Raw genomic sequence first — 21284 nt, forward strand, 5'->3', positions numbered from 1 at the left:
CATTACAACCAACTGTTATCGGCCAAGAATTTGCAGGCTGAAGCTGAGAAGATGATTGTCCAGAATCAGCAAGAGGACATTATTGAATTGCTAAAGGGTTTCGGCGACTCGTACAACATCACGGGGCAAACGCTCGGGGAAAAAATGTACAAAGGGTTCGCAGATAAAGTAAGTCAGATCCAGACGCTGATCGATAACATCAACCGACAAATCGATTCAGCAAGAAGTGCAGCTGTATCAGCTCTTAGCTCGGTATCTTCGGGGAGATCGTCAGGGAGCGGATCATCTGGCAGCAAGTCAGATCCCGAACCAGTTCGCGGTACTGTTTTTTCGGTCACGAACAACTTCAATACTCCTGTTACAAGTCCTAGCGACATTTCACGGGCTAACCGCAAGCTTGCACAGATGCTTTAGGGGGTGATTCCGTGCAGATACTCAAGTACACAAACGACCGAGGCGAGAGCATCACCTTCGGATCGTCAGGGCCATTCATTCTGACAACCGTTGAGGGATTAGGTGGAGCGGATGCCGAAATCTACAAGACTCGAAGCCCGTATCAAGACGGTTCCAGCGTTTCCCGCGTTGCGATCAATGACCGCATGATCACCCTTCGCGGGGCGATCATCGCTAAAAATCAAGAGGAAATGTACATGCTACGTCGCCAGCTGTCACGGGTGCTAAATCCGCAGGCTGGCGGTAAATTGGTGTACAAGAATGACTTTAAAAGTTATACGATCGGCGCAATAGCCGACGAAGGTCCAATATGGGGAGAAAGGCACGTGAGCCACCAGTTGTTCAACGTGTCTTTTTTATGCCCAGATCCATTCCTATTGGACGAATTCGAGGAAAGCCAAGTCATTGCGACCTGGATCGGTGGCATGACATTTCCGCTCGTACTCCCCACGATCTTTGCGGAGAGTGGGCCAAAAACGATAAACATAGTGAATAACGGGGATGTGGATACTCCTATCCGTTGCGAGTTTAGAGGGCCAGCCGGAAACCCGCGCCTAACGAATCGAACAACAGGTGAGTATATCCAGATTAACCGTCGACTGCTCGCATCCGATAAGTTGATAGTCACAACGGAATTCGGCAATAAGCGGGTAGAAGTGGAGGATGCAGCTGGCAATCGTACCAACGTGCTGTATTGGATCGACTACGGCAGCAGCTTCTGGTGGTTGCGGGTAGGAGACAACATAGTTTCATATACGAGTGATGACGAAGTGGAGCCTGCATCCGTCATAATCAGTTATCGTAATAGATACAACGGGGCATAGGAGGGGGATTATGGAGAAATATAGGTTTTTCAACTCGACGGCAGATGATCGGCGGGAGTATCTGGCGAGCGACTTCGCCGAATACTTCAACCGATTTCTATCAGATGGATTGTATACAGAGAATGGGAATGTAGGGTTGCGAGTCGTGCCGGGATCCGGGCTTGGTATCGTCGTCCACACGGGTTACGCCTTCATCCGGGGGTATATGTATCACAATGATGCAGAACTTCCGAAAGCGTTAGCTCAATCTGACACAATGTTAGATCGAATCGATAGGATTGTTTTACGCTGGGACGAACCAGCGCGGAAAATTAGTGTAGTTGTAAAAAAGGGCGAATTTTCGAGTACGCCAGTCGTTCCAGGTTTGGAAATCACAAAGACTGTTAAGGAGTTAGGGCTTGCGCAGGTTCGCATCCGAAAAGGGGCGACGAGCATCGCGGCAGGAGACATTACGGACGAGCGTCTGACAGCAGCGTGTGGGCTTGTATCGAGCCTTATTGATATTCCCGTCCAAGAAATGTGGCGGGTTTGGAACGGCTCCCTCGATCAAATAAAGGATGCGTGGGACAAATGGTTCGGGAGCATTCAAAACAAAACGGGGCTACGCGTTATGATCGGCCCGACAGAGCCGCCGGACATCGTTGCCGGTGATCTATGGCTAAAGGTGATGTGATATGCAAGCCATACGAATAATCGACACAAGCTTTAATCTCTTGGGGGAGATCGACAACTATGAAAGCCTTCAATTCATAAGGAGGTTTTTTGGAACCGGCGAGTTCGAGCTGCATATTAGTGTGGGCAAGCAATATGCCGATACCCTGCAAAAAGGCAACGTGATTATGCTGGTCGGCCATGCGCACAAGTCAGGAATTATAACAAGCCGTCAAATAACACTCGGGGAGGACGGGACGCAGACTGTTGTCGCAAAGGGAACCACCCTTGAAGGTGTATTGGATCGCCGTGTAACGGTCACGCAAGATTATGACCGAGTGCGCGGAGCTGCTGAAACTGTTATAAAGCACTATGTCAATCAGCATATATCAAATGCAAGTGATCCGGATCGCAAGATCCCCTATTTTATTTGTGCGCCGGATCAGAAGCGCGGCAAAGAAACACCTTGGCAATCACGCTTTGAACCTTTACACGAAGTTGTCGAGAAGATCGCGAAATTCTGCGACATTGGGTACTATGCTTACGTTGATATCCCCAGTCGTAAATGGGTATTCGATGTAATGACAGGCCGTGATCTTACTACTGGTCAAAAGGTAAACCCTCCTGTTATTTTCTCGACCCAATTCAACAATGTGCAGAGTCAGGAGTTTGTGGAGGCGGATTCCTCATATAAAAATGTCGGCTACGCTGGCGGCAAAGGCGAGGAAGAAGAACGGCTTATACAGGTCGTGGGGAATGTGTCCGGTCTGGAGCGACGGGAGGTATTCATGGACTGTTCCAGCGCCGAGGACGCAGTAGAGCTGTCGGAAATGGGAGCACAGAAGCTCGCAGAGTACGGTCAGATCATCACCTTCGATGGGCGCGTGTTGGATACACGCAGTTTCCAGTACGAACATGATTGGGATCTCGGGGATATTGTTACACTTCGAGATGACGAGTGGGGCGTAGAGCTTAATTCCCGCATCACGGAGGTTCGGGAAATTTACGAGCAAGATTCCAAGATCGAAATCCAGTTCGGGGATGAGATACCGACCGTCACCAAAGCTGTAAAATCGATGCAAAATCAAATCGACCGTCTACAGACGAATAGTGGATTGGCCGAGGTAGTAAAGCGGCTCGACAGCGGCGTGCTGTTGCGGGACAACTATTTTAATATCGCTACGATCCATACGATTCGCAGCGGGGTTGAAGTACAGGAGTTTTGGCTTTTGATTAACGCTAGATACGACCATGCTACAAAGCGTTTCAAGCGGATCAATCTCGATAACTTTAGTTTTGGTTGGCAAATGCAGGCCAACGGCACATACCCCGGCGAGGAAAACATCGGTGATTTTGTTAATCAAGGCATGAACTTATGGAAAGCCAACGGTAAAAAGGCGTACGCCGTAGGTGATCCAGCGCGTGAGCAAACGGGTGAGGACATCGGAGCTTATCAACCGGACGGCAGTTGGCGAGAGTTCGGCATTATGCTGGGGTGGAACAACCACTTTATGTGTGACGCATACGGCGGTATGACCATCGGCGGCGCTGGCTTCGAGATCGATGGAGCGGGTACATCGCCATTCTGTCGCTTGTCACTTGGCAAATTTAGCGGCGGCAGCTCAGTGCCGAATCGTCCGGTTCAGGATTACATGTTTACGTACAATGGGACGTGCTGGAACACTCAACACGGGTTATGGAACAAAGACGTGGACGACATAAGCGGATTCTTCTATGGACTGAAAGCACCGGTAAACTTTTACGACACACCGGATGGAAGCTTCAACCCGTGGTCAAACCGCGCGGACATGGACAAGGCCGAATTTGTTGTGATGAAGCTGCCAGGTGGCAAGTCGCACCACGTTGAAAACTGGGAGCATCTTGTTCAGATCACGAGCAGCGGGAAGGCAAAGATTCACGGCCATGACGTACCGATTAGCAGCGCAATTACTGTAGAACTCAACGAGAGCAATGCCGCGAACGTATTTTATCCGTCAGGATGGACAAAGGACAATACGTTTATTACATCAATCAAAGGCATAGCTGCTGATGGTGCTATGAAGCCCGTAAACAACTATGATGCGACATACCTGGACTATGGGGTCTACTTAGGCATGCCAGCAGGTTATAAAAAGGCAGTCGTGCTCTTATCAAAAGCTGGTTAAGGAGGGAAAGATATTGGCAAAGAAAATTGAATTGAATCAAAAGCGAACTGATGGCGGGTATGACATATTGCACCCAGTCACGAGTGTTGAGTATGTAATTGGTGCGGAAACGCCCGCAGGTGCCCAAGCAAAGGCGAACCAAGCGGAAAACAACGCCAAGGGGCATGCTAATTGGCTTGTAGGGGATCTCGGGCAATTGCAAACGTCCAATAAGTCCAACGCGGTTGGCGCAATAAACGAGGTTTTTCAATCTGGCGTTGACGCAAAAAGTAGAGTGGTTGCCGAGCTTAACGCCAAGAAGATACCGGCAACCATGAACGACCCGTGGGCTACTTTAGCATCGAAAATAGGCCAAATTAGAACAGATATAAAAATGGCAACCGATGGAGGAGTAGCAGAAAAAACGTTAGACGTGAATAATTTAAATTTCGAACCAATTATTGTTTACGTAAGAATGGGCTTGAGTGGACAAGGTGAAGGATACTGGATTACGAGTTCACAGGGGTTACTTTTCGTTAAGGATAACTCTTCTCTTTCGCAAGAATATGGGGAAGTAAAAGCATATATCCGCATGGAACATTATCTTAATGGATCAGCTCGAGTTACATGGAAATCAAATGGTTTTTCGTTGGATGCGTCTGTATCAGGATCACATGATATACAAAATTTCGGGATCAGCAGATGGTGCGCATTTGGTATTTAGCCTCACGGCAGCGTGGGGCTATTTTTATTTCAAAGGGGGAAATGAAGTGGAAGTTAAAAGCTTGAATTGGTTTTCAGGTATCGGCGTACTTGTAGTGCCTCCTCTTCAATTTTTGTATGGCAGTGGTCAAGTTGTTGCTGGGGCAATGTACGCATTGTTATTTTTCATCGCGATGGACTGGTTGTCCGGAATCAGCGCCTCTCGAAAAGATGGTTCGTATGCGAGCAATTACGGTTTGGCAGGGATTCCGCGAACTTTCTTTATCTTATTACTCCCTTCTGGGGGTCATTTGCTGGATGTCGCTTTAGGCATTCCAGATATCATCTTTGGGCTATTCGTATTTGGCGTGTTATATCACACGATCCAATCCATGACTGCGAACGCACTTAGGGCTGGCTGGGGCGGATATTTCCCTGATTGGCTCGTTACTAAGTTAATGGAATGGGCTAAGTCGGAACTTGAAAATAAATTAGCGCGTGCAACCAGCAGAAAGGATGCGAAGAATGGTTAAATGGAGCGATTATGGTTTCACCGTAACAAGTCCATTCGGGAGTCGACGAGATCCCATTAATGGCAAAACAGCAGAACATACCGGTATCGATCTTGTAAAGGCGCATAAAGCGCCTATTTTTGCGTTTATGGCCGGCGAGGTTGTCCATGCCCGAGAAGGTCAATCAGGTACGGGGTTCGGCGGTTTTGGTGTTGTGGTAGCCATAAAGGACGAGCACGGCGCGTTACACTGCTATGCCCATTTAAATAGTTGTAGCGTATCCGTAGGGCAACGCGTGAAGGCTGGGCAGGAGATAGGTAAGCAAGGAAACACAGGCAGAACAAACGGTAATGGCGCTTCTAATGGAAAGGGATCACACCTTCACTATGAAGTACGGACAAAGGCCACGCCATCATATGGATTCGGTAGCCATACCGATCCAGATACTTATCTATCCAAATACTTAGAACAGGGAAAGGGGACAAGCAAGATGAAGCCAACAGATTTCATTGCAAAGATCGCACCTGCGGCCGTGGAGGATATGAAGAAAACAGGCGTACCGGCCTCCTTGACGATTGCGCAAGCTGCACTCGAAAGCGGGTGGGGAGGTAGTGGACTGACGGTAAAAGCAAACAACCTATTCGGTGTAAAGGGAAGTGGACCGGCTGGAAGCGTAAAGATGCCGACAACCGAATACCGTCCGGACGGAACATCGTATCAAATACTTGCTAATTTCAGGGTGTATCACAACTGGGCTGAGAGCATTGAGGATCATTCCAAGTTACTTGTAAACGGAACAACGGACGATCCAAAGAGATATCACAAGGTTCTAAATGCGGACTACAAAACCGCATGCGTTGAGGTATGGAAAGCAGAATATGCAACTGAACCTGACTATCCAAAATTGTTAATCGATATAATTGAGCAACACAAGCTAGATAAGTACGATCAAATGGGCAAGGTTGAAAAAGCTACAGTAGAGCTTAACGGCAAGAAAATTGCCGAGGGTACATTCCTGAACGGGCTTGTCACAGTGCCGATACGAGACATGGCCGAAGCACTAGGTGCTAAACTTGTATGGGACAACATCAAGAAAATAGCAACGGTAAACGGGAAGAAGATTGTTGGGACACAGGTAGTAAATGAACGAGCCATTGCGCCTGTCCGTGAGGTTGCAGAGGCAGCGGGTTACCGCGTAACGGGATGGGATAGTAAGCAGCTAAAGGTGACTATTCAGAAGTAATATTGATCTACTGAGCCGCAAGGGATGCTTGCGGCTCTTATACTTTTTAAGGGAGATGACATCATGATCTACAACATGGACTGTATTAAAGGGGCACAAAAATATATCGCGGACGAATCGCTAGATCTCATTATTTGTGATCCACCGTACAATCTTGGATTCGGTGGTACGAACATGACCAAGCACAAAAAAGCACGATTCGCCATTATCGCTAATGACAACCTTTCGCGACAAGAGTACCAGCGGTTTACATTCCAGTGGCTGCACGAAGCATATAGAACTTTGAAAACAGGCAGGCATATCTATATTTTCATCGATTGGCGTATGTATCCGCTTATGGCTCTTTGGGTTCAAATGGCAGGATTCGTTATCAAGAATTGCATTGTATGGGATAAAGAACGCATGGGTATGGGGTGGCAGTACCGCTATCGCCATGAACTAATCATCATGGCCGTGAAAGGAAAGCAAAAGGTGCGCCGTATCTCGACTCGTTCGGATACAGACGTATGGCGTATTCCACGCATTCCTGGCGCGAAGACGATCCACCCGACAGAAAAGCCAGTTGCACTCATGGAACGTATTATCCTGAATAGCAGTGAGGAAGGGGAACTAATAGGGGACTTCTTCCTTGGCTCGGGACCGGTAATAGAGGCGGCGCATCTGCATGGCCGACTCGTCACCGGATTCGAGTTAGATACAGTACATTTCCAAAATGCTATAAAGCGTGTATAATGGAGGCGTGTTAGGCTATGCCTACGCAAAAGAGAGCTGTATGGGAGGGCATCCCTGCAGCTCTCTTGTTATTTTCATTTCTAATCTTAGTAGACAATATGTATCGACCCATCTTTGAAAATTTCAATATGCGTAGAATCTCTAAGAAGTCGATCCATCTCCATAAAATCCTCTGTAGTCAAATAACCACCGTCAGGGAGTGGTTCTTCCCTATACGTCCTCTTTTTAAACTCGAAGTATCGAACCGGATTGTTAACGAAGTAGTATGCTTCCCAATCACATTCTGGATCAGGATCATGGTGAAAGCCTGCCTCGAACATTTCATAGCCGTTGCGTTTGAACCAATTAATTATATTGGCACGGGTTTTGTATTTGGACAAAATGTACTCAACCACGAATCTATCCGTCGCAAGGTTTCCGATCCGGAAATCAGGAAAACATAATTTGCAAATACCTAACAGTTTCGGGGGAGTAAAGAAAGAGAACTCCATTTCGTGCTCTTCTCGAACTTTGCCGCAATAATAGCAGTTCGCCTCTGGGTGCTGATCCATCCATTCGAAAATGTTTACGTACTCATTCTTTACGTATCTGAAATCCTTTGGAGGAACGTAATTCTTCATGTCGGAACTTGCCCATTTCATATACAAAAATCTCCTTTCAATATTATTTATACGACCCAGAAGAAGCCTTTCCTTCCACAATAACGCGATATGCGTAATCAAGAGCAGTAATTTTTTTCAGCTGTTCTGAATCGGACAAGTCTGTCCACCCAAGGATGATTCCCACCTGGCTTACATAGAATTCACGCGACATGTGCTCCAATTCTTCCGGATCTAAGGCTGAAGCATAAAAGGCAAATACTTGTTCATATACGTTCAAGCACCCATCCTCCTTCGAATTTATGCTGCACATGCTCGGAACATGTACAATGGATATCCGCGACCATCGCCCCGTAGGACTAGGTTTCGGCTGGTATCCCTCCAGCCATCTTCAGGCGGTCTTCCGATTCTTGTTCAATCCTTTGACGACTATCCTGCACTTACGTATGAAATCCTCTGCAAGATCTTTATCAATAATCTCGAAGTACGCGATACAATCATGGTACAAATGCTTGCCGAACTCTCCGCATTCCTCCGCCGGACACCCAGCTACATCAAGTTCTAGCCCTTCCGTCTCCAGTTCACTAACGGTTTTGAAGAATTCGGCTTCGTCTCTGCACTCCAGGCCAACGCTGATGCCAATTCTTTTATTTACCCACTTAGCGCCGCGATATTCTTCGACCGTGTCGTAATCTACTAAGATTCTCATAATCTTTACACCTCGCGTATGCCCGCCGGCTATTTGAGAGGGGCAACAGCCCCTCATGCTGCCAATCTAAGAGCCATATCAACTATTCGCTCATTGAAATCATGATGTGTCCAGTTCTTTTTGAGAACCTCAATGTCTTCTTTCTTCATAGCTCTCGTTTGTTCTACGACCTCGAACATCCAATTCACTAGTGCCATTTCAGCTTGTACATATGGTTCAGCTAATTCATCTGCAAGCTCCCATTTCTTTTCCTTCATTGCCGTTTCATGTGCTGCTCTTGCCTTGATGTAATCTTTTTGAAGTTGATTCATTGTTTACTTTGCCTCCCGTGTTCATTTATTTTTAAGTACACGTATCAAACCAATAATGGTCAAAATTAACGCTACAAGTGATAACCAGGTGATCAGCTGCTCCATGCTTGTCCAACCTCCCGTATATTGTTGCGAGGTGAAAGCTGTGATAAGATTGGGGTGAAGGAGGCCGTCATGCCGGACGACCTCCCAAGGTACTAACGTTTACGCTGCCCGCGTCGATTAGTACCTTTTTCTTTTTACGGCAATTTTGCTTCAAGATGATTAATGCTGTAATGCTCTGGATAAGTGCCGTAATAAGTTGAACCCAATCCTTCACGCCTTCACCCCTTTTCGGAAGCTTATGTTTCACTTCCTGAATATAATATATCATGAACGGAATGTGATTGCAATAGAAATCGGAATAATGTATTCTAAAAACAGAAAAAATATTCAGGAAGTTGAATATTATGGAGGTGCGCCATGGGTTTTTCATACAAACCGTTGTTCAAGTTGCTAGTGGATAAAGAAATGACCAAAGAGGATTTGCGCGTTGCATTGGGGTTCGGCAGAAATACCATAGCTAAGATGGGGAAAGGTGAATACGTATCATTAGAGGTCTTAGACAAGATATGTACTCATTTTGGCTGCACACCAAATGATGTAATCGAACATGTGACAGTAAATGAAGAAGAGCCAGAGGAATAGGGAGATGATCGAGGTTGGTTTATGCCAGTACATAAAAGTGAGCATCTTAGTGAAAGCCTTGTAAAAGTAATCGTCCGCCACATGCAGGTGTCGAAGATATGGGAAAACTGTACGGAAGACGATATCTTTGAAGCAGCAGACAGTATAGGGCAATTAATCACATGGAGCTTTGATGCTCAAGCTTACCTAAAAGAGGGGGACTTCGTGGACAGCTTAGATGATATCCCTAATCCAACAAACGGACAGCGTGCTAATATACGAGAGGTCGATGGCGTGCTAAGATATGAGTGGCGTAATGGACAATGGTGGGATATCGGGGATTTGCCTGATAAAACTTTCTATTAGGTCTTCGCAAATAGCGGAGGCCTTTTTTTATTAGTTTGAACTTCATTTTCGTCTCCGAAAACAAATATGTGGTAACATATACCTAAAACAATGGAGGTGCAGAAATGAAGTATTTTCGATTATTTTTACCCCTATTTGCAATGATCATATTAGTAGCATGCGGTAGTGAATTTAAACCAGATACATTGTCTAAAAAAGATATAGGGATTGTGAAAATAGATGATTCAAATGCATCTGTTTACCACGGAATGAAACAAGCTGAAGCAGAAAAGATATTAGGACAAGGAAAAGGGGACTTAAAGTCAATTATAAAATACGATTACGGTGTATCGGTAATCTATAGGGAGCTTGACGGTAATGCAACAGTTGCGGCCATATACCTAGATAAGGATGCAGAAAAAGTATATAAAACTGCTAGAGGTATAAAGATAGGTGATACAAAATCAGATGTACATAAGGCGTACGGGGAGAAATATCCCATTCCAACTAATCAGATTAACAGAGATATTTCTTATGTGTATGATCTGACGAATAAGATGTTCATGGGGCAAGTTTCGATTGAAACAGAAGTAAAGGACAAGAATGAGTTATATGATCAAATTGGTGTAGATTTTATTTTCAATGATGATGGATTTGTAGACCGGGTAATGCTCTATGATAGATATGCCGGAATGTATTTCAACTAACACTACACAGAAAAAGCCCCGGCTGGGGCTTTTTCTTCTTGTTATGCCATAATAAGAATGTCTTCGACATCTGACAATTGTATGTATAACTGCTCGATCTCATTAAATCCGGATCGGAATGCAATTTGTGGCAGATTGATCCCAAACTGTCCAGGTGCATTTCGATTTATAATCAAATCTTCAAGCAACACTGAAGCTCCTATAACATCTCCGAGATCAAATGGTTCAATCTGTTCAAATGGCTGAACAGGATACACGAACAGTGGCTGTGTCCAGTCCTCAGTTCCATCTAGTTTTATTAGCAAAGTTAACGGTTTTATGTCGTCTGTATAAAAGTCCGATATAACTCCTATCCGCATACTTTCATCCTCCGAATTGTTGTTGTAGTTGCCTTAAAATCCGCAATGTTTCTGGTGTCCATTTATTTTCATTAATTTTAGTCGGCATTAATGTTTTGCAATTCTCTTCCCACAGCATACTGTCAAATATTCGGCGTTGAATTTGATGAATCCGTTCCTTTGCAAACTTATGTGAAACTCTAAATTCTTGTGCTAAAACATCAACAGCTTCCCGCTGAGTTTCCGGCAGATTTATTGTCTCGATCATGTAGAATGGCATAGCTGCATAATTCTGAAACCAACCCGATTCCATCTCCTGTCTTTGCTCAAATAACTTGGGCATTTTTCGCTGATCACCAGCGTGGCGTAGAACATGGCACAGTTCATGAAAAAATACATCACGTTGCTCTATAGGATCCAAAGTCTTATTTAAAAAAATTACCTTGGATACATTGCATGAAAATGAATTGTGATCGCAGTAAACTAGGTCGACACCAAACGCTGAAGCTATACAATCAATATCACTTAAGTCAGAAGGATTCATGAATCCATTTTTACGGTACTTCATATAAATCCACTGTTCTAATTCTGTTTCTTTATATAGCGTGAAATCCACAAAAGCTCCCCCTAAAGTGCGAATATATGTTCTGTTTATGGGTAAAAATAAAGCCCGAATTGGGCTATTAGTAATCAACATATATTTGGGCTGTTACATTTTATTTAAAAACTTCTTCTTCTGCTCGCGGTAAGCTTTTAGAGCAGCTTCCATAACCTCGATTTCATCCTGGGTATATTGTTCGGATCCTCCATAGAAGTTCATTCCTGTTTCTCTTACGGATGTAATGTTCGTCTTGTCAGTTACATATGATGGGAAATGCGTTTTCGCTAAATCCTCTAACTTCCACAATAAGCGTTCTCTTGTTTCAGACCCTAAATGTTTCAAAGCACGTTTTATAGCAGAGTAGTTGTACATTTTATTAAATCCTTTGAATGCGTGCTCCTCATCGTATGAAGATACGTCTTCTTTGTCGGTTTGTAAATATTGTTTATAGAAATGATCAAAGTCTACTTCTTCACCAGTAAATGAAATATATGAGTAAAAAATATTAAAGATATCGTTACGGTATTCTTCAAGAATAAAGCCTTCGTCATCCGTGAACTGCTTTATCGATTTAAGTATTGAGTTATTGATTTCTTCATCTGAGACATAATAACTAGCCAGTCTGTTCGCTTCTTCTAACCCGACGTCCTCAACCACGCCAGCTTTTTCGAGCATCGTAGCAATTGGCACATTTAGAACCTTAGCTAGTTTAACTAGTGTTGGCATTTTCGGTGGATTTCTATCTCCGCTCTCCACACGGGAAAGATGGGAATGATTAATTCCAACTTGCTCGGCAACGGAGGTGACGGACATAGACTTAGATTCTCTTGCTTTTTTATAAATTGACCAAAATCACTCATTCTTTTCCCATCCTTTCTATCGTAATTTTGCCCTTTGACACAGCAATTATACATATAATCTTGTCAAAATGCAAGGAATCATAAGGATCGCATGTGTCAAATGACACAAAAGAGAAAATACGTTCGTATAAGCTTGAAAATCGGTAAATACGGGACTTTGTCATTTGTCACAAATGGAGTAAGATAAATGTGTCAAATGACACGATAGATTGAAGGGGTTGAAGGTATGAAAAGAGCTGTTATTGACACAGATAAACTCGTTCTATACTTGGATGAAAAGGGGATGAATATGACCTCATTCGCCAAAAAGATTGGGGTATCTCCATCTTGCGTTTCGCGACTATTGAACAACAAAAGAGAAGCAAGTGGACCTGTATGGAGTGGATTATTCGGGCTTATGGGCAAAAAGGCTTTTGAATATATTTTTTTGAAACGGTTGTGTCAAATGACACGAAAGGCGGTGAGTCCAAAGGTGACAAATAGATTGAGAGTAATCGAGCACAACAATCAGTGTGTACTGATGACAGTTCAATTGGCTGAGTCATTCGGCACAACGCCGCAAATCATCACGAATAACTTTAACCGCAACAAGGAGCGTTACACGGAAGGTAAGCACTATTTTGGATTATCAGGTCAAGAGAAACGCAATTTTCTCAACCAACATCAAAATGATTTAAGTTTAAAAAACGCCGCTGTTCTCTATCTATGGACTGAAAAAGGGGCATGGATGCATGCCAAGTCACTCAATACAGATCAAGCATGGGATGCTTACGAAATGTTGGTTGATGAATATTACCGCCAAAAAGAGAACGTCCAGATGATCCCACGTTCTTTTCCTGAGGCGCTCAGATTGGCGGCGGAACTTGCCGAGAAGAACGAAGCTCTCTCGTTACAAAATGCTCAGAAGGAACAGATCATTTCAGAACTAAAACCAAAAGCTACATATTACGATTTGGTGCTTCAGACTAAATCGGTGCTTGCCATCAGCAAGATCGCCAAAGATTACGGCATGAGCGCAACGGCGATGAACCGATTACTGCATGAACTCGGTGTCCAGTACAAGCAAGGTGAATGTTGGCTCCTCTATCAAAAACATGCTGATAAAGGTTATACGCAAAGTAAGACGCAAGTGATAGATGAAGAACGGAGCAAGCTTCATACTTACTGGACACAGAAAGGCCGGCTTTTCATCTATGAATTGTTGAAGCGCGAAAGAGGGCTGCTGCCAATTATCGAACGGGAAGGAGTAACAGAATGACATACAAAGAGAAGATGGAGTTTATCCGCCTTATGTTTACATTCATCGTTGGATTGGTACTCGGTGCAGGCATCACAAATATTCTGATTGGAGGTTGATGGTATGGATCGTTTCGAGCGTGGTCTTCCGGATCCACAGGAAGCAAAAGTAGTTGATGAGTGTTTGGAATGTGGGGCAGAAATCTTCCAAGGTCAAGGTGCAGTCAAAGCTGGTGATGGCTACTGCTGTAACTTTAAATGTTTCGCTTTGGCGCTTGGTGCGATTGAAATCACAGTTGGGGAGGAAGGCGAATGAAATCGACAGGTATTGTAAGACGAATCGATGAGCTTGGTCGTGTGGTAATTCCGAGTGAGCTTCGCCGTACGATGGGTATTGGCGAAAAGGAGCAGATGGAAATCTTCACTGATGGAAACCGAATCATCATTCAGAAATACGAGACATGCTGCACATTCTGCGGAACATCGGAAGAGGTGAAAGAGTTTCGCAAAAAGACAGTGTGTACTCGGTGCATTAAGGAATTGCACGAAGTGTAGGAAAGGGGTAATGGGATTGACTAAGATGACAGGCTTTGTCCGTAACCTCGATCCGGTTGGGCGTGTCGTTATTCCTTCGGAAATGCGTGAAACGCTCCATTTAGACAAGGGTGTTCCATTGTCTATTACATCGGATGGCGTAAGCATCACGATCCGAAAACACGTTCTAAGCTGTACTTTTTGCGAAGGGTTAGAACACTTGGAATCATTCATGGACAAGAAGGTTTGCCGCAAATGCAAGGACAAGCTCATGGGAGGATGTGAATAGAAGTTGCATATTAAACTCAAGCAGTTGCGCCTCTTTTGCTTCAAGAATCATAGAAAATTGAACGTAGATTTCTCGGAAATCACACGCATCTTGGGGCAGAACGGCGAAGGGAAATCAACTATCGGTGAAGCTGTTACTTGGCTGTTGTACGGTGTTGACACATTCGGCAGTAAAACGGATCCGTCACCAACTACATATGAGTTCGATCAAGTAGTAGTTCATTTGCTTCTGACGGTTGATGACAAGCAGGTACTTTTAAGCAAGGAGCTTCCAAAAGGAAAGGCGGCCAAGTACTACATTAACGAAGTTCCTAAGAAAGCAAAAGAATATGAATTATTCGTTGAGCAATTGTTCGATAAGCATTTATTCCTTTCATTGTTTACGCCAACCTATTTTTTCACGCAGCATTGGGAGGAACAGCGGGCACAGCTGCTGCGGTATGTTCTGCCGCCAAGCAACAAGGAAGTGATAGCACAATTACCGGAGCCGCAGGCAGAAAAGTTGGCAGCACTGGTCAAGAAGAAGCTGCTTGATGATCTGCAGGCGCAGCATGCGGAGAATCGCCGCAAACAGGACAAGGCGCTAATTGCTGCAAAATCTCGCACGAAAACGCTAGAAGAACAGATTCAATCCATGCCGGACATCGATGGTAATGATGGAGTGGAGATTGCAGAAAAACTGAGCGAAATCACAGGGAAAATCAGCGTTCATGCAAACGAAGTGGCAGCAGCTCGGGAGAGTAATGGCAGGCTTGAGCGACTGAAAACGCAGATTCGCGCCACATATGATACCGCAAATCAAGTGCGAAACGATTATACCAGCTTGAAAGAAGCGCCAATCAAGGATACATGTGACGCTTGTGGTCAGATGTTGACGGGTGAAGCCCTTGAACATACAAAGCAGCATCGGCAAAGGCATTTAGACGAACTTAAATACAAGTACAAAACAATGTCGGAGCAATACAGTCGGATGAAAGAAGAATTCGAAGAGTTGCGAGTGGTCGAGATCAGTGACATATCAGATATGCTTCAACAGCGTGTCGAAATCGAAGCACAGCTCAAAGCGATAGAATCGCTGGATCGTCTGGCTATCGCTATCGAAGAGGCCAAGCAAAACGAGCGGGATATCCATGAAAGCTATACGGAGTCGGTGTTCATCCTTGACGCTATCAAAGCATTTCGTTCCAAGGAAGCGGAAATGATGGCCGAGAAGGTTGGTGGTTTGTTCGAGAGACTAACACTGAAGCTCTTCATTGAGAACAAAGGTGATGGGGAACAGAAGCCGAACTTCGAAATTGAAATGGATGGGAAGCCCTACAGGAAGTTATCTACGGCAGAAAAGATCCTTGCAGGGCTCGAACTTATCAGCGTTCTCTCAGAGCAAAGCGGTGTTACAGCACCGACATTCATTGACAACGCTGAATCTATTATCAAGTATCAAGCACCGTCCGGTCAACTTATTGAGTGCCGCGTGGCGGATATGCCGCTGACGGTTCAGGAGGTGCAATAGCCAGTGCAAGACATAAAGAGTTGCGTTGCCTGCGGTTGGGGTAGAAGCTTTACACCGCAACAAGAAATAGATCAACAGGAACAGAAGCACGGCGAATACATCTGTGTGAATTGCGAGGAAGTATTCGAAAGCATTCTGAATGCTCCAAAAGGTGAGAAATTCACGATTAACAAGGGGTATGGATTTCCTTGTGAGACTCTTATTACAGATACAAACATCTATTATTTCGAGGGATCGAGAGTGGCCGATCCAAATAGCAGCTTCCTTGGATTCGGAGGATGTTGGTTTTTAGTCACCAAGACATATCCAAATGAAAACGGGGAGTACCGTCAGATGATGGTCACAAATAACCTTTGGCATAGCAGGAGAGTACCTGTGAGCTATCGTGAGCGACTACGGCAGGCAAACAAGATTGATTCGACAGTTGTCGGTATCGAACGCAAGCGGTTAATGGAATTAAAAAATCGCTGAATGATATTCCGTATCTCAAGGACGGTGAATGACATGAAAGCCAAGGAAATCACAGTTGGATATACGTTCACCAAGAATCTCGGAAACTATCAATCGGTGAAAGTAGACGCAAGCGTGACAATGGCTGTAGATGAAGGGGAATCCCCCGAAGTGGTTGCAGCTACTGGATATAAATACTGCCGTGAACAAGTCAAGAAAGGCATTTCTGAATTTGGAAATGGGGTGTGACCAATGATTAAAACCGCTGATGGGTCGTACACACCGTCAGAACGAGATAGTAGTGAGCCACCACCTCTCAATCAAATTGCTCATAAACTGTTTAGTTTGGTGGAAATGGGTAGGACTACTGAGGAGTTAATCGAGATTGGGGCATATTTCGGAACGTATGCATACAACATCGCCTCCGGATGGAGAGAAAAGTCAGAGTATAAAGCAGATCCCGATAGTGAGCTGCCTAATATGAATGCATTTTTCGCTGCCAGACATCTTTACCATATGGTAGCAGAAGGTAAGACAACTGATGATCTACTAGAGATCGGTCGGCTGATTAAAGGGATCGCCAAGGAAAAAGAACGTGCCCTTCAACCATAGTCACATGACGATTGTGAACTGGCACGACCATTACAGCTGAAGAACGGGGGAGAACGCTTTGAAAAACGGAAAGAATCCAACGCGCCGCCAGAAGATCGCAATTAAGGCAGCGGGGCTGACACCTGAAAACTGGCTTGTTATGAAGGTGGTAGGCGGCATGCTCCACCTTGTTCACCGCCATGCAAATACACAAAAGCAAATTCCAATGGGGGAATAAAAATATGAGCACAGCAGTTCAAAACATAAATACACAAGCCGTTGTAGGCAGCTTCACACAGTCTGAGCTTGACACTTTGAAGTCTACTATTGCGAAAGGGACATCCAACGAACAATTCGCACTATTCGTTCAAACATGTGCTCGTTCCGGACTTAATCCATTCCTGAATCAGATTTACTGCATTGTGTACAACGGTAAGAACGGCCCAGTGATGAGCATCCAGATCGCCGTAGAAGGTATCGTTGCCTTGGCTAAAAAACATCCACAATACAAGGGATTTATCGCCGCTGAAATTCGCCAAAACGACCATTTCAAGGCAAAGATTCATACCGGAGAAGTAGAGCACGAACCGGATGTAATGAATCCAGGGGAAACGATTGGCGCGTACTGTGTTGCATATCGAGAAAATGCACCAAATGTATTGGTCATTGTACGGAGGGATCAGGTCGAACATCTGCTTAAAGGACGTAACAGCGATATGTGGCGGGATTACTTTGACGACATGATTGTTAAACACGCTATAAAAAGGGCGTTTAAACGTCAGTTTGGGATTGAGGTATCGGAAGATGAATACGTGCAACCGAATTCTATAGATAACACTGCATCATACGAGACACGAAAAGACATTACAGCGGATGTGGAGAGTGGTACACCTCAATTGCAGCAACCATTACAAAATAGCCAGAACGGTGAAAATGGCGAAATCAAGAAGGTACGCCGCGATATTAGCGCTGCTTTTAAGAAGCTTGGCATTACTACTGAGAAGGCCATGACTGAGTATACAATGGCGCGTATGAAGCAAAAAGGTGATAAACCTACGCTTCAAGAGCTCACTGGCCTCCTGAAAGTGATGCAGCTTGAAATTGAAGAGAAGGAAGTGTTTGCAGACGGGGCGAGCGAAGCAGGCTTGGAGCCGCTGGAATGATTGAGGTCAAAGTCCTTGCATCCGGCTCTACTGGAAACTGCGTCTGGCTCGGAAACGGAGGGGTCAGCATCCTAGTGGATGTCGGCCTCGCCAAAACAAAACTTGAAAAAATCTTGCTGCAGCAGGGGATTGATCCATCAAAGCTGGATGCCATCTTTATTACCCACGAACACGGGGATCACGTTAAGGGCATCGGCCTGGCTGACAAGTACAAGATTCCGGTTCGTGCAAGTGAGGGGACATTGAAGGATTTAAAACTGGAGACGGCAACCCCAATGAAGCAGGATACACTAATCGGTTTCAATGTATTCGAGGATTCAATTATGAACGTTCAAGCTTTTCCGGTGTCACATGACGCATATGAACCGTATGGATTCACATTCAGGGACAAGGATACAAAGGTCAGCGTCATGATGGATACCGGAATCGTGAACAGTGAAATGTTGAAGGCCATGGAGGGCAGCGACATTTATATATTTGAGTCGAATCATGACGTGGACATGCTGCAGAGTGGCGATTATCCAGAGATTACGAAATCTAGGATTCTATCAGATAGTGGACATTTATCGAACCATGATGCAGCGGCTGCGCTTGCTCGGCTGGTCAGGGGTAAAGGCGAGCATATCTATTTAACTCACATGTCAGCAAGTAACAACATGCCAGCATTGGCAGAAATGACGGTCAAGCGGGCGCTGATGAAAAAGGGATTCAAAGCGGGAGTACATTATCATTTACACGTTGTTTAGATGGGAGGGGTGAGCGGTGCAAGGCTGGATCAAGATACATAGGAAGATAGGCGACAACCAGATATTCAAAGATCCATTCTTCCTGAAATTATGGATGATGTGCCTATTAAAAGCCGCTCACAAGCCCTATCGCCAGTTGGTAGGACGAAAGATGGTTCCTGTTGGAATAGGGCAATTCATTACTGGTGTAGGCTCAATTACGGATGAATTTAACGATGGGATAGTTGAGAAAAAGCATAAAAAGAGTAGTTCGACTGTCTGGCGCATGCTGCATGTGTTGGAGCAGGAGCAGATGATCCAGATCACTAGCTATACAAGATTCAGCATTGTGACAGTAGTCAATTGGTCGGAATACCAAACGGAAGAAGCGGAAAGCAAGCCGCAGCAGCAAGCACCACCTCCACCGCCTACCGAGCCGCCTAAGAAGAAGCCGAAGAAGTTTGCGGAGGACAGCACTTATTACAAGATGGCTGTTTACTTCAGGGGCAAGGTGGATGCCATGGCAGCAGATCATGGGCTGCATAATGTTACGAAGCGAGCCAACATGCAAAGCTGGGCGAAGGATTTCCAGTTGCTTGTTGAACGTGATGGTCAAAAGGACAAACATCTCATTTTAGCGGTGATGGAATGGGTTGTACAGGATGATTTTTGGATGGATAAGGTTTTGTCTGCAAAGAAATTTAGGGAGCAGTTTCCCAAGCTTGTACTAGCTATGCGTAAGCAGAAAAAGAAGCCTAATATGCCGACCACAGAGGAACGGCAGAAAAAGCAGGATTTCGATGATAAATTACGGGAATGGGTGATGGAGGGTGGAAACCCCGATGATTTCAGATATGACGATTCTTCATGATTTGCAAGCAGAACAAGCGGTGATCGGATCTATATTCCTTGATCCAGCAGCAATCAATGACGTGATGTTCCTGTCAGATAGAGACTTTGCAAATGCACAGCACAGGTTGATTTTCCAAGTCATGCTCAACCTATCAAAAAGGGAAATTCCCATCGACATCATAACCGTCACTGAAGAGTTCAAAAAATTCAACCGTGTTCAGGATATGGGTAGTGTTTCATATCTTTCACATCTAGCAAATTCAGCTCCAACCGCTGCCAACATTCAGTATTATGGTCAGATCGTTCGCTCCAAGGCTATCAGACGACGGGCAGTGGAGTATGGGAACAAGCTTATTAATATGGCAGGTGAAGACTTCGAAACGGACGAGGACTTTCTTGCTGCGGTAGAAGAAGAGGTTCTCGAGCTTCGACCGATATCATTCTCACGTATGCGCAGCATGAAGGAATCGAAGAAGGATTATTTCGAACATCTGAAAACGAAGGCTGCCAAACTTCAAACTGGATTGTTCAATCAGTTCGACGAATGGGCGCAATTGTGGCGGGGATGGCTTTATGTATTAGCAGGGCGTCCTGGTGTTGGGAAGACGGCCAAGGCTTTGATGCTCGGATACGGTATAGCAAAAAATAACCCTGGTGCGGGCACAGTAATGATTTGGTCACAAGAAATGGACGAAAACGAGGTCAAGGATCGATTGGTATCGATGATCGCAGGAGTCAATTATCCGCGACTAATTCGAAAAGGCGGGGACGATGGCTTTACTCCAGAAGAGTGGAAGAAAATAGACGCAGCTTATTCAGAAATTGAAAAGCTTCCGTTGTACATCCAGGACAGTGCCGGAGTAACCATTGATGAAATACGAGCAACAGTGAAGCAGTTCAAGAAGCGTCATGGTAAGGTGGCAGCTGTCATTGTAGATTATCTTCAGATCATGGAGATACCACAGAAGAAAAACGAGACACGCGCCCAGGCAATCGGCAAAGTAACCCGTACAGCGAAGACACTGGCACGCCGAAACAAGATGGTTTTCATTCTTCTGAGCCAGCTGGATCGCAGTGTAGACAATGAGGAGCCGAAGCTTCGCCACCTGAAAGAATCCGGTTCTATTGAGCAGGATGCTGACGTTGTGGAGTTCCTTTGGTACAACCACAACGACCAGCCTGAGAGAAACAAAAAGATAATAGATTCTATCTTCGCGAAAGGACGGAACGTTGGAACCAATCGCTTTAGGCTCGACTTCCAATGGTGGTATCAAAAATTCGTAGAGATACCGAAGAAGACGCCATGAAGATACAAACCGAAGAGGAATATCAGCAGACGATTGAACGGATTATCAAAGGCGCGGAGATGATAGACCACCCTTTGACCACGCCCGAAAAACGCGAGAAATACATGCAATTATACGATACATTGGTCGCCGCGGCACGAGAATACCTGATGCGTGAATGTGCCGAGAAATTCCCGTATTTGAAGCAGATTTATAGTGAACATGGGCTGCTTCCGAATGAAGGGGTGTAAA

33 protein-coding genes and 1 pseudogene are annotated in these 21284 nt (G+C 45.0%); 26 read left to right on the forward strand and 8 right to left on the reverse strand.

The genetic code is table 11. The annotated features are described in order from the left end of the window. From PAV_RS10435 to PAV_RS10475, 8 genes are all read left to right on the forward strand, one after another. Window positions 1–414, forward strand: a 414-nt coding sequence (locus PAV_RS10435; RefSeq protein WP_040735784.1) for a hypothetical protein, incomplete at its 5' end; no start/stop codon positions are given. An 11-nt stretch (window positions 415–425) separates the two neighbouring features. Further along, window positions 426–1277, forward strand: coding sequence for a distal tail protein Dit (locus PAV_RS10440; protein WP_005545855.1), 852 nt, complete (start codon window positions 426–428; stop codon window positions 1275–1277). Window positions 1278–1287: 10 nt separating this feature from the next. Further along, on the forward strand, window positions 1288–1950 hold the full coding sequence (locus PAV_RS10445; protein ID WP_005545857.1) for a hypothetical protein: 663 nt from the start codon (window positions 1288–1290) through the stop codon (window positions 1948–1950). 1 nt (window position 1951) lies between these two features. Continuing rightward, the gene (locus PAV_RS35630) at window positions 1952–4093 is read left to right on the forward strand and encodes a siphovirus ReqiPepy6 Gp37-like family protein (protein WP_005545858.1); all 2142 of its coding nucleotides are present in this window, start codon (window positions 1952–1954) and stop codon (window positions 4091–4093) included. A gap of 13 nt (window positions 4094–4106) precedes the next feature. After that, complete coding sequence (locus PAV_RS10460) at window positions 4107–4796, forward strand: hypothetical protein (RefSeq protein WP_005545860.1); 690 nt, start codon at window positions 4107–4109, stop codon at window positions 4794–4796. 46 nt (window positions 4797–4842) lie between these two features. Then, complete coding sequence (locus PAV_RS10465; RefSeq protein ID WP_040735786.1) at window positions 4843–5307, forward strand: phage holin family protein; 465 nt, start codon at window positions 4843–4845, stop codon at window positions 5305–5307. Continuing rightward, the gene (locus PAV_RS37200; RefSeq protein WP_005545865.1) at window positions 5300–6529 is read left to right on the forward strand and encodes a glucosaminidase domain-containing protein; all 1230 of its coding nucleotides are present in this window, start codon (window positions 5300–5302) and stop codon (window positions 6527–6529) included. Before PAV_RS10465 ends, PAV_RS37200 begins: the two co-directional genes overlap by 8 nt. 63 nt (window positions 6530–6592) lie before the next feature. Then, a complete protein-coding gene (locus tag PAV_RS10475) occupies window positions 6593–7261 on the forward strand; it encodes a DNA-methyltransferase (RefSeq protein ID WP_040735787.1) in 669 nt (222 codons plus the stop codon). An 86-nt stretch (window positions 7262–7347) separates the two neighbouring features. On the opposite strand, the gene PAV_RS10480 is transcribed toward PAV_RS10475, so the two are convergent. The 5 genes from PAV_RS10480 to PAV_RS10500 all read right to left on the reverse strand — a co-directional run bounded on the left by PAV_RS10480 (window position 7348) and on the right by PAV_RS10500 (window position 9199). Continuing rightward, window positions 7348–7902 (reverse strand): hypothetical protein, encoded by a 555-nt coding sequence (locus PAV_RS10480; protein ID WP_005545869.1) that lies wholly within the window; start codon window positions 7900–7902, stop codon window positions 7348–7350. 22 nt (window positions 7903–7924) lie between these two features. Then, window positions 7925–8140, reverse strand: coding sequence for a hypothetical protein (locus PAV_RS10485; protein WP_005545870.1), 216 nt, complete (start codon window positions 8138–8140; stop codon window positions 7925–7927). A gap of 111 nt (window positions 8141–8251) precedes the next feature. Continuing rightward, entirely contained in the window at window positions 8252–8569 is a 318-nt protein-coding gene (locus tag PAV_RS10490) for a hypothetical protein (protein WP_040735788.1), read from the reverse strand. A 53-nt stretch (window positions 8570–8622) separates the two neighbouring features. Beyond that, window positions 8623–8880, reverse strand: a complete 258-nt coding sequence (locus PAV_RS10495; RefSeq protein WP_005545873.1) for a hypothetical protein — start codon at window positions 8878–8880, stop codon at window positions 8623–8625. A gap of 172 nt (window positions 8881–9052) precedes the next feature. After that, window positions 9053–9199 (reverse strand): hypothetical protein, encoded by a 147-nt coding sequence (locus PAV_RS10500; protein ID WP_157266767.1) that lies wholly within the window; start codon window positions 9197–9199, stop codon window positions 9053–9055. A gap of 143 nt (window positions 9200–9342) precedes the next feature. On the opposite strand from PAV_RS10500, the gene PAV_RS10505 reads away from it, so the two are divergent. From PAV_RS10505 to PAV_RS10515, 3 genes are all read left to right on the forward strand, one after another. After that, window positions 9343–9567, forward strand: coding sequence for a helix-turn-helix domain-containing protein (locus PAV_RS10505; protein WP_005545875.1), 225 nt, complete (start codon window positions 9343–9345; stop codon window positions 9565–9567). A 21-nt stretch (window positions 9568–9588) separates the two neighbouring features. Further along, the gene (locus PAV_RS10510) at window positions 9589–9912 is read left to right on the forward strand and encodes a hypothetical protein (protein WP_005545877.1); all 324 of its coding nucleotides are present in this window, start codon (window positions 9589–9591) and stop codon (window positions 9910–9912) included. A 104-nt stretch (window positions 9913–10016) separates the two neighbouring features. Further along, window positions 10017–10598: a hypothetical protein gene (locus tag PAV_RS10515; protein WP_005545879.1), complete on the forward strand. Its 582-nt coding sequence runs from the start codon at window positions 10017–10019 to the stop codon at window positions 10596–10598. Window positions 10599–10639: 41 nt separating this feature from the next. Here the strand turns inward: PAV_RS10515 and PAV_RS10520 are convergent, their stop codons facing one another. The 3 genes from PAV_RS10520 to PAV_RS35535 all read right to left on the reverse strand — a co-directional run bounded on the left by PAV_RS10520 (window position 10640) and on the right by PAV_RS35535 (window position 12380). Then, window positions 10640–10957, reverse strand: coding sequence for a hypothetical protein (locus PAV_RS10520; RefSeq protein WP_005545881.1), 318 nt, complete (start codon window positions 10955–10957; stop codon window positions 10640–10642). A 4-nt stretch (window positions 10958–10961) separates the two neighbouring features. Next, complete coding sequence (locus tag PAV_RS10525; protein WP_005545883.1) at window positions 10962–11552, reverse strand: ImmA/IrrE family metallo-endopeptidase; 591 nt, start codon at window positions 11550–11552, stop codon at window positions 10962–10964. Between the two features lie 93 nt (window positions 11553–11645). Continuing rightward, complete coding sequence (locus PAV_RS35535) at window positions 11646–12380, reverse strand: helix-turn-helix domain-containing protein (RefSeq protein WP_274517668.1); 735 nt, start codon at window positions 12378–12380, stop codon at window positions 11646–11648. A gap of 243 nt (window positions 12381–12623) precedes the next feature. Between PAV_RS35535 and PAV_RS37205 the strand changes: the two are divergent. The 15 genes and pseudogenes from PAV_RS37205 to PAV_RS10600 form a co-directional block, all read left to right on the forward strand. Then, window positions 12624–12761, forward strand: a pseudogene (locus PAV_RS37205) (helix-turn-helix domain-containing protein); the annotation flags it as partial. Between the two features lie 81 nt (window positions 12762–12842). Then, window positions 12843–13655 (forward strand): phage antirepressor KilAC domain-containing protein, encoded by an 813-nt coding sequence (locus tag PAV_RS33305; RefSeq protein WP_040735846.1) that lies wholly within the window; start codon window positions 12843–12845, stop codon window positions 13653–13655. A 102-nt stretch (window positions 13656–13757) separates the two neighbouring features. Next, window positions 13758–13949: a hypothetical protein gene (locus PAV_RS10540; protein ID WP_005545890.1), complete on the forward strand. Its 192-nt coding sequence runs from the start codon at window positions 13758–13760 to the stop codon at window positions 13947–13949. Next, window positions 13946–14188: an AbrB/MazE/SpoVT family DNA-binding domain-containing protein gene (locus tag PAV_RS10545; protein WP_005545891.1), complete on the forward strand. Its 243-nt coding sequence runs from the start codon at window positions 13946–13948 to the stop codon at window positions 14186–14188. The genes PAV_RS10540 and PAV_RS10545 overlap by 4 nt, the downstream gene beginning before the upstream one ends. A 16-nt stretch (window positions 14189–14204) precedes the next feature. After that, complete coding sequence (locus PAV_RS10550; protein WP_157266769.1) at window positions 14205–14456, forward strand: AbrB/MazE/SpoVT family DNA-binding domain-containing protein; 252 nt, start codon at window positions 14205–14207, stop codon at window positions 14454–14456. Window positions 14457–14459: 3 nt separating this feature from the next. Further along, window positions 14460–15965: an AAA family ATPase gene (locus PAV_RS34180; protein WP_005545896.1), complete on the forward strand. Its 1506-nt coding sequence runs from the start codon at window positions 14460–14462 to the stop codon at window positions 15963–15965. Window positions 15966–15968: 3 nt separating this feature from the next. After that, a complete protein-coding gene (locus PAV_RS10560) occupies window positions 15969–16436 on the forward strand; it encodes a hypothetical protein (RefSeq protein ID WP_005545898.1) in 468 nt (155 codons plus the stop codon). Between the two features lie 33 nt (window positions 16437–16469). Beyond that, a complete protein-coding gene (locus tag PAV_RS10565; RefSeq protein ID WP_005545900.1) occupies window positions 16470–16664 on the forward strand; it encodes a hypothetical protein in 195 nt (64 codons plus the stop codon). A gap of 105 nt (window positions 16665–16769) precedes the next feature. Then, window positions 16770–17027, forward strand: coding sequence for a hypothetical protein (locus PAV_RS10570; RefSeq protein WP_157266771.1), 258 nt, complete (start codon window positions 16770–16772; stop codon window positions 17025–17027). Window positions 17028–17085: 58 nt separating this feature from the next. Continuing rightward, complete coding sequence (locus PAV_RS35255; protein ID WP_005545904.1) at window positions 17086–17244, forward strand: DUF6906 family protein; 159 nt, start codon at window positions 17086–17088, stop codon at window positions 17242–17244. Between the two features lie 4 nt (window positions 17245–17248). Next, a complete protein-coding gene (locus PAV_RS10575) occupies window positions 17249–18169 on the forward strand; it encodes a RecT family recombinase (protein WP_005545906.1) in 921 nt (306 codons plus the stop codon). After that, window positions 18166–18915 (forward strand): MBL fold metallo-hydrolase, encoded by a 750-nt coding sequence (locus PAV_RS10580; RefSeq protein ID WP_005545908.1) that lies wholly within the window; start codon window positions 18166–18168, stop codon window positions 18913–18915. The genes PAV_RS10575 and PAV_RS10580 overlap by 4 nt, the downstream gene beginning before the upstream one ends. Window positions 18916–18931: 16 nt before the next feature. Beyond that, a complete protein-coding gene (locus tag PAV_RS32295) occupies window positions 18932–19765 on the forward strand; it encodes a hypothetical protein (protein ID WP_005545910.1) in 834 nt (277 codons plus the stop codon). Next, complete coding sequence (locus PAV_RS10595) at window positions 19737–21053, forward strand: replicative DNA helicase (protein WP_005545912.1); 1317 nt, start codon at window positions 19737–19739, stop codon at window positions 21051–21053. Before PAV_RS32295 ends, PAV_RS10595 begins: the two co-directional genes overlap by 29 nt. Continuing rightward, window positions 21050–21283 (forward strand): hypothetical protein, encoded by a 234-nt coding sequence (locus PAV_RS10600; protein WP_040735791.1) that lies wholly within the window; start codon window positions 21050–21052, stop codon window positions 21281–21283. The genes PAV_RS10595 and PAV_RS10600 overlap by 4 nt, the downstream gene beginning before the upstream one ends. Window position 21284: the final 1 nt, after the last annotated feature.

It is taken from the genome of Paenibacillus alvei DSM 29 (assembly GCF_000293805.1).
Lineage (GTDB): Bacteria > Bacillota > Bacilli > Paenibacillales > Paenibacillaceae > Paenibacillus_B > Paenibacillus_B alvei.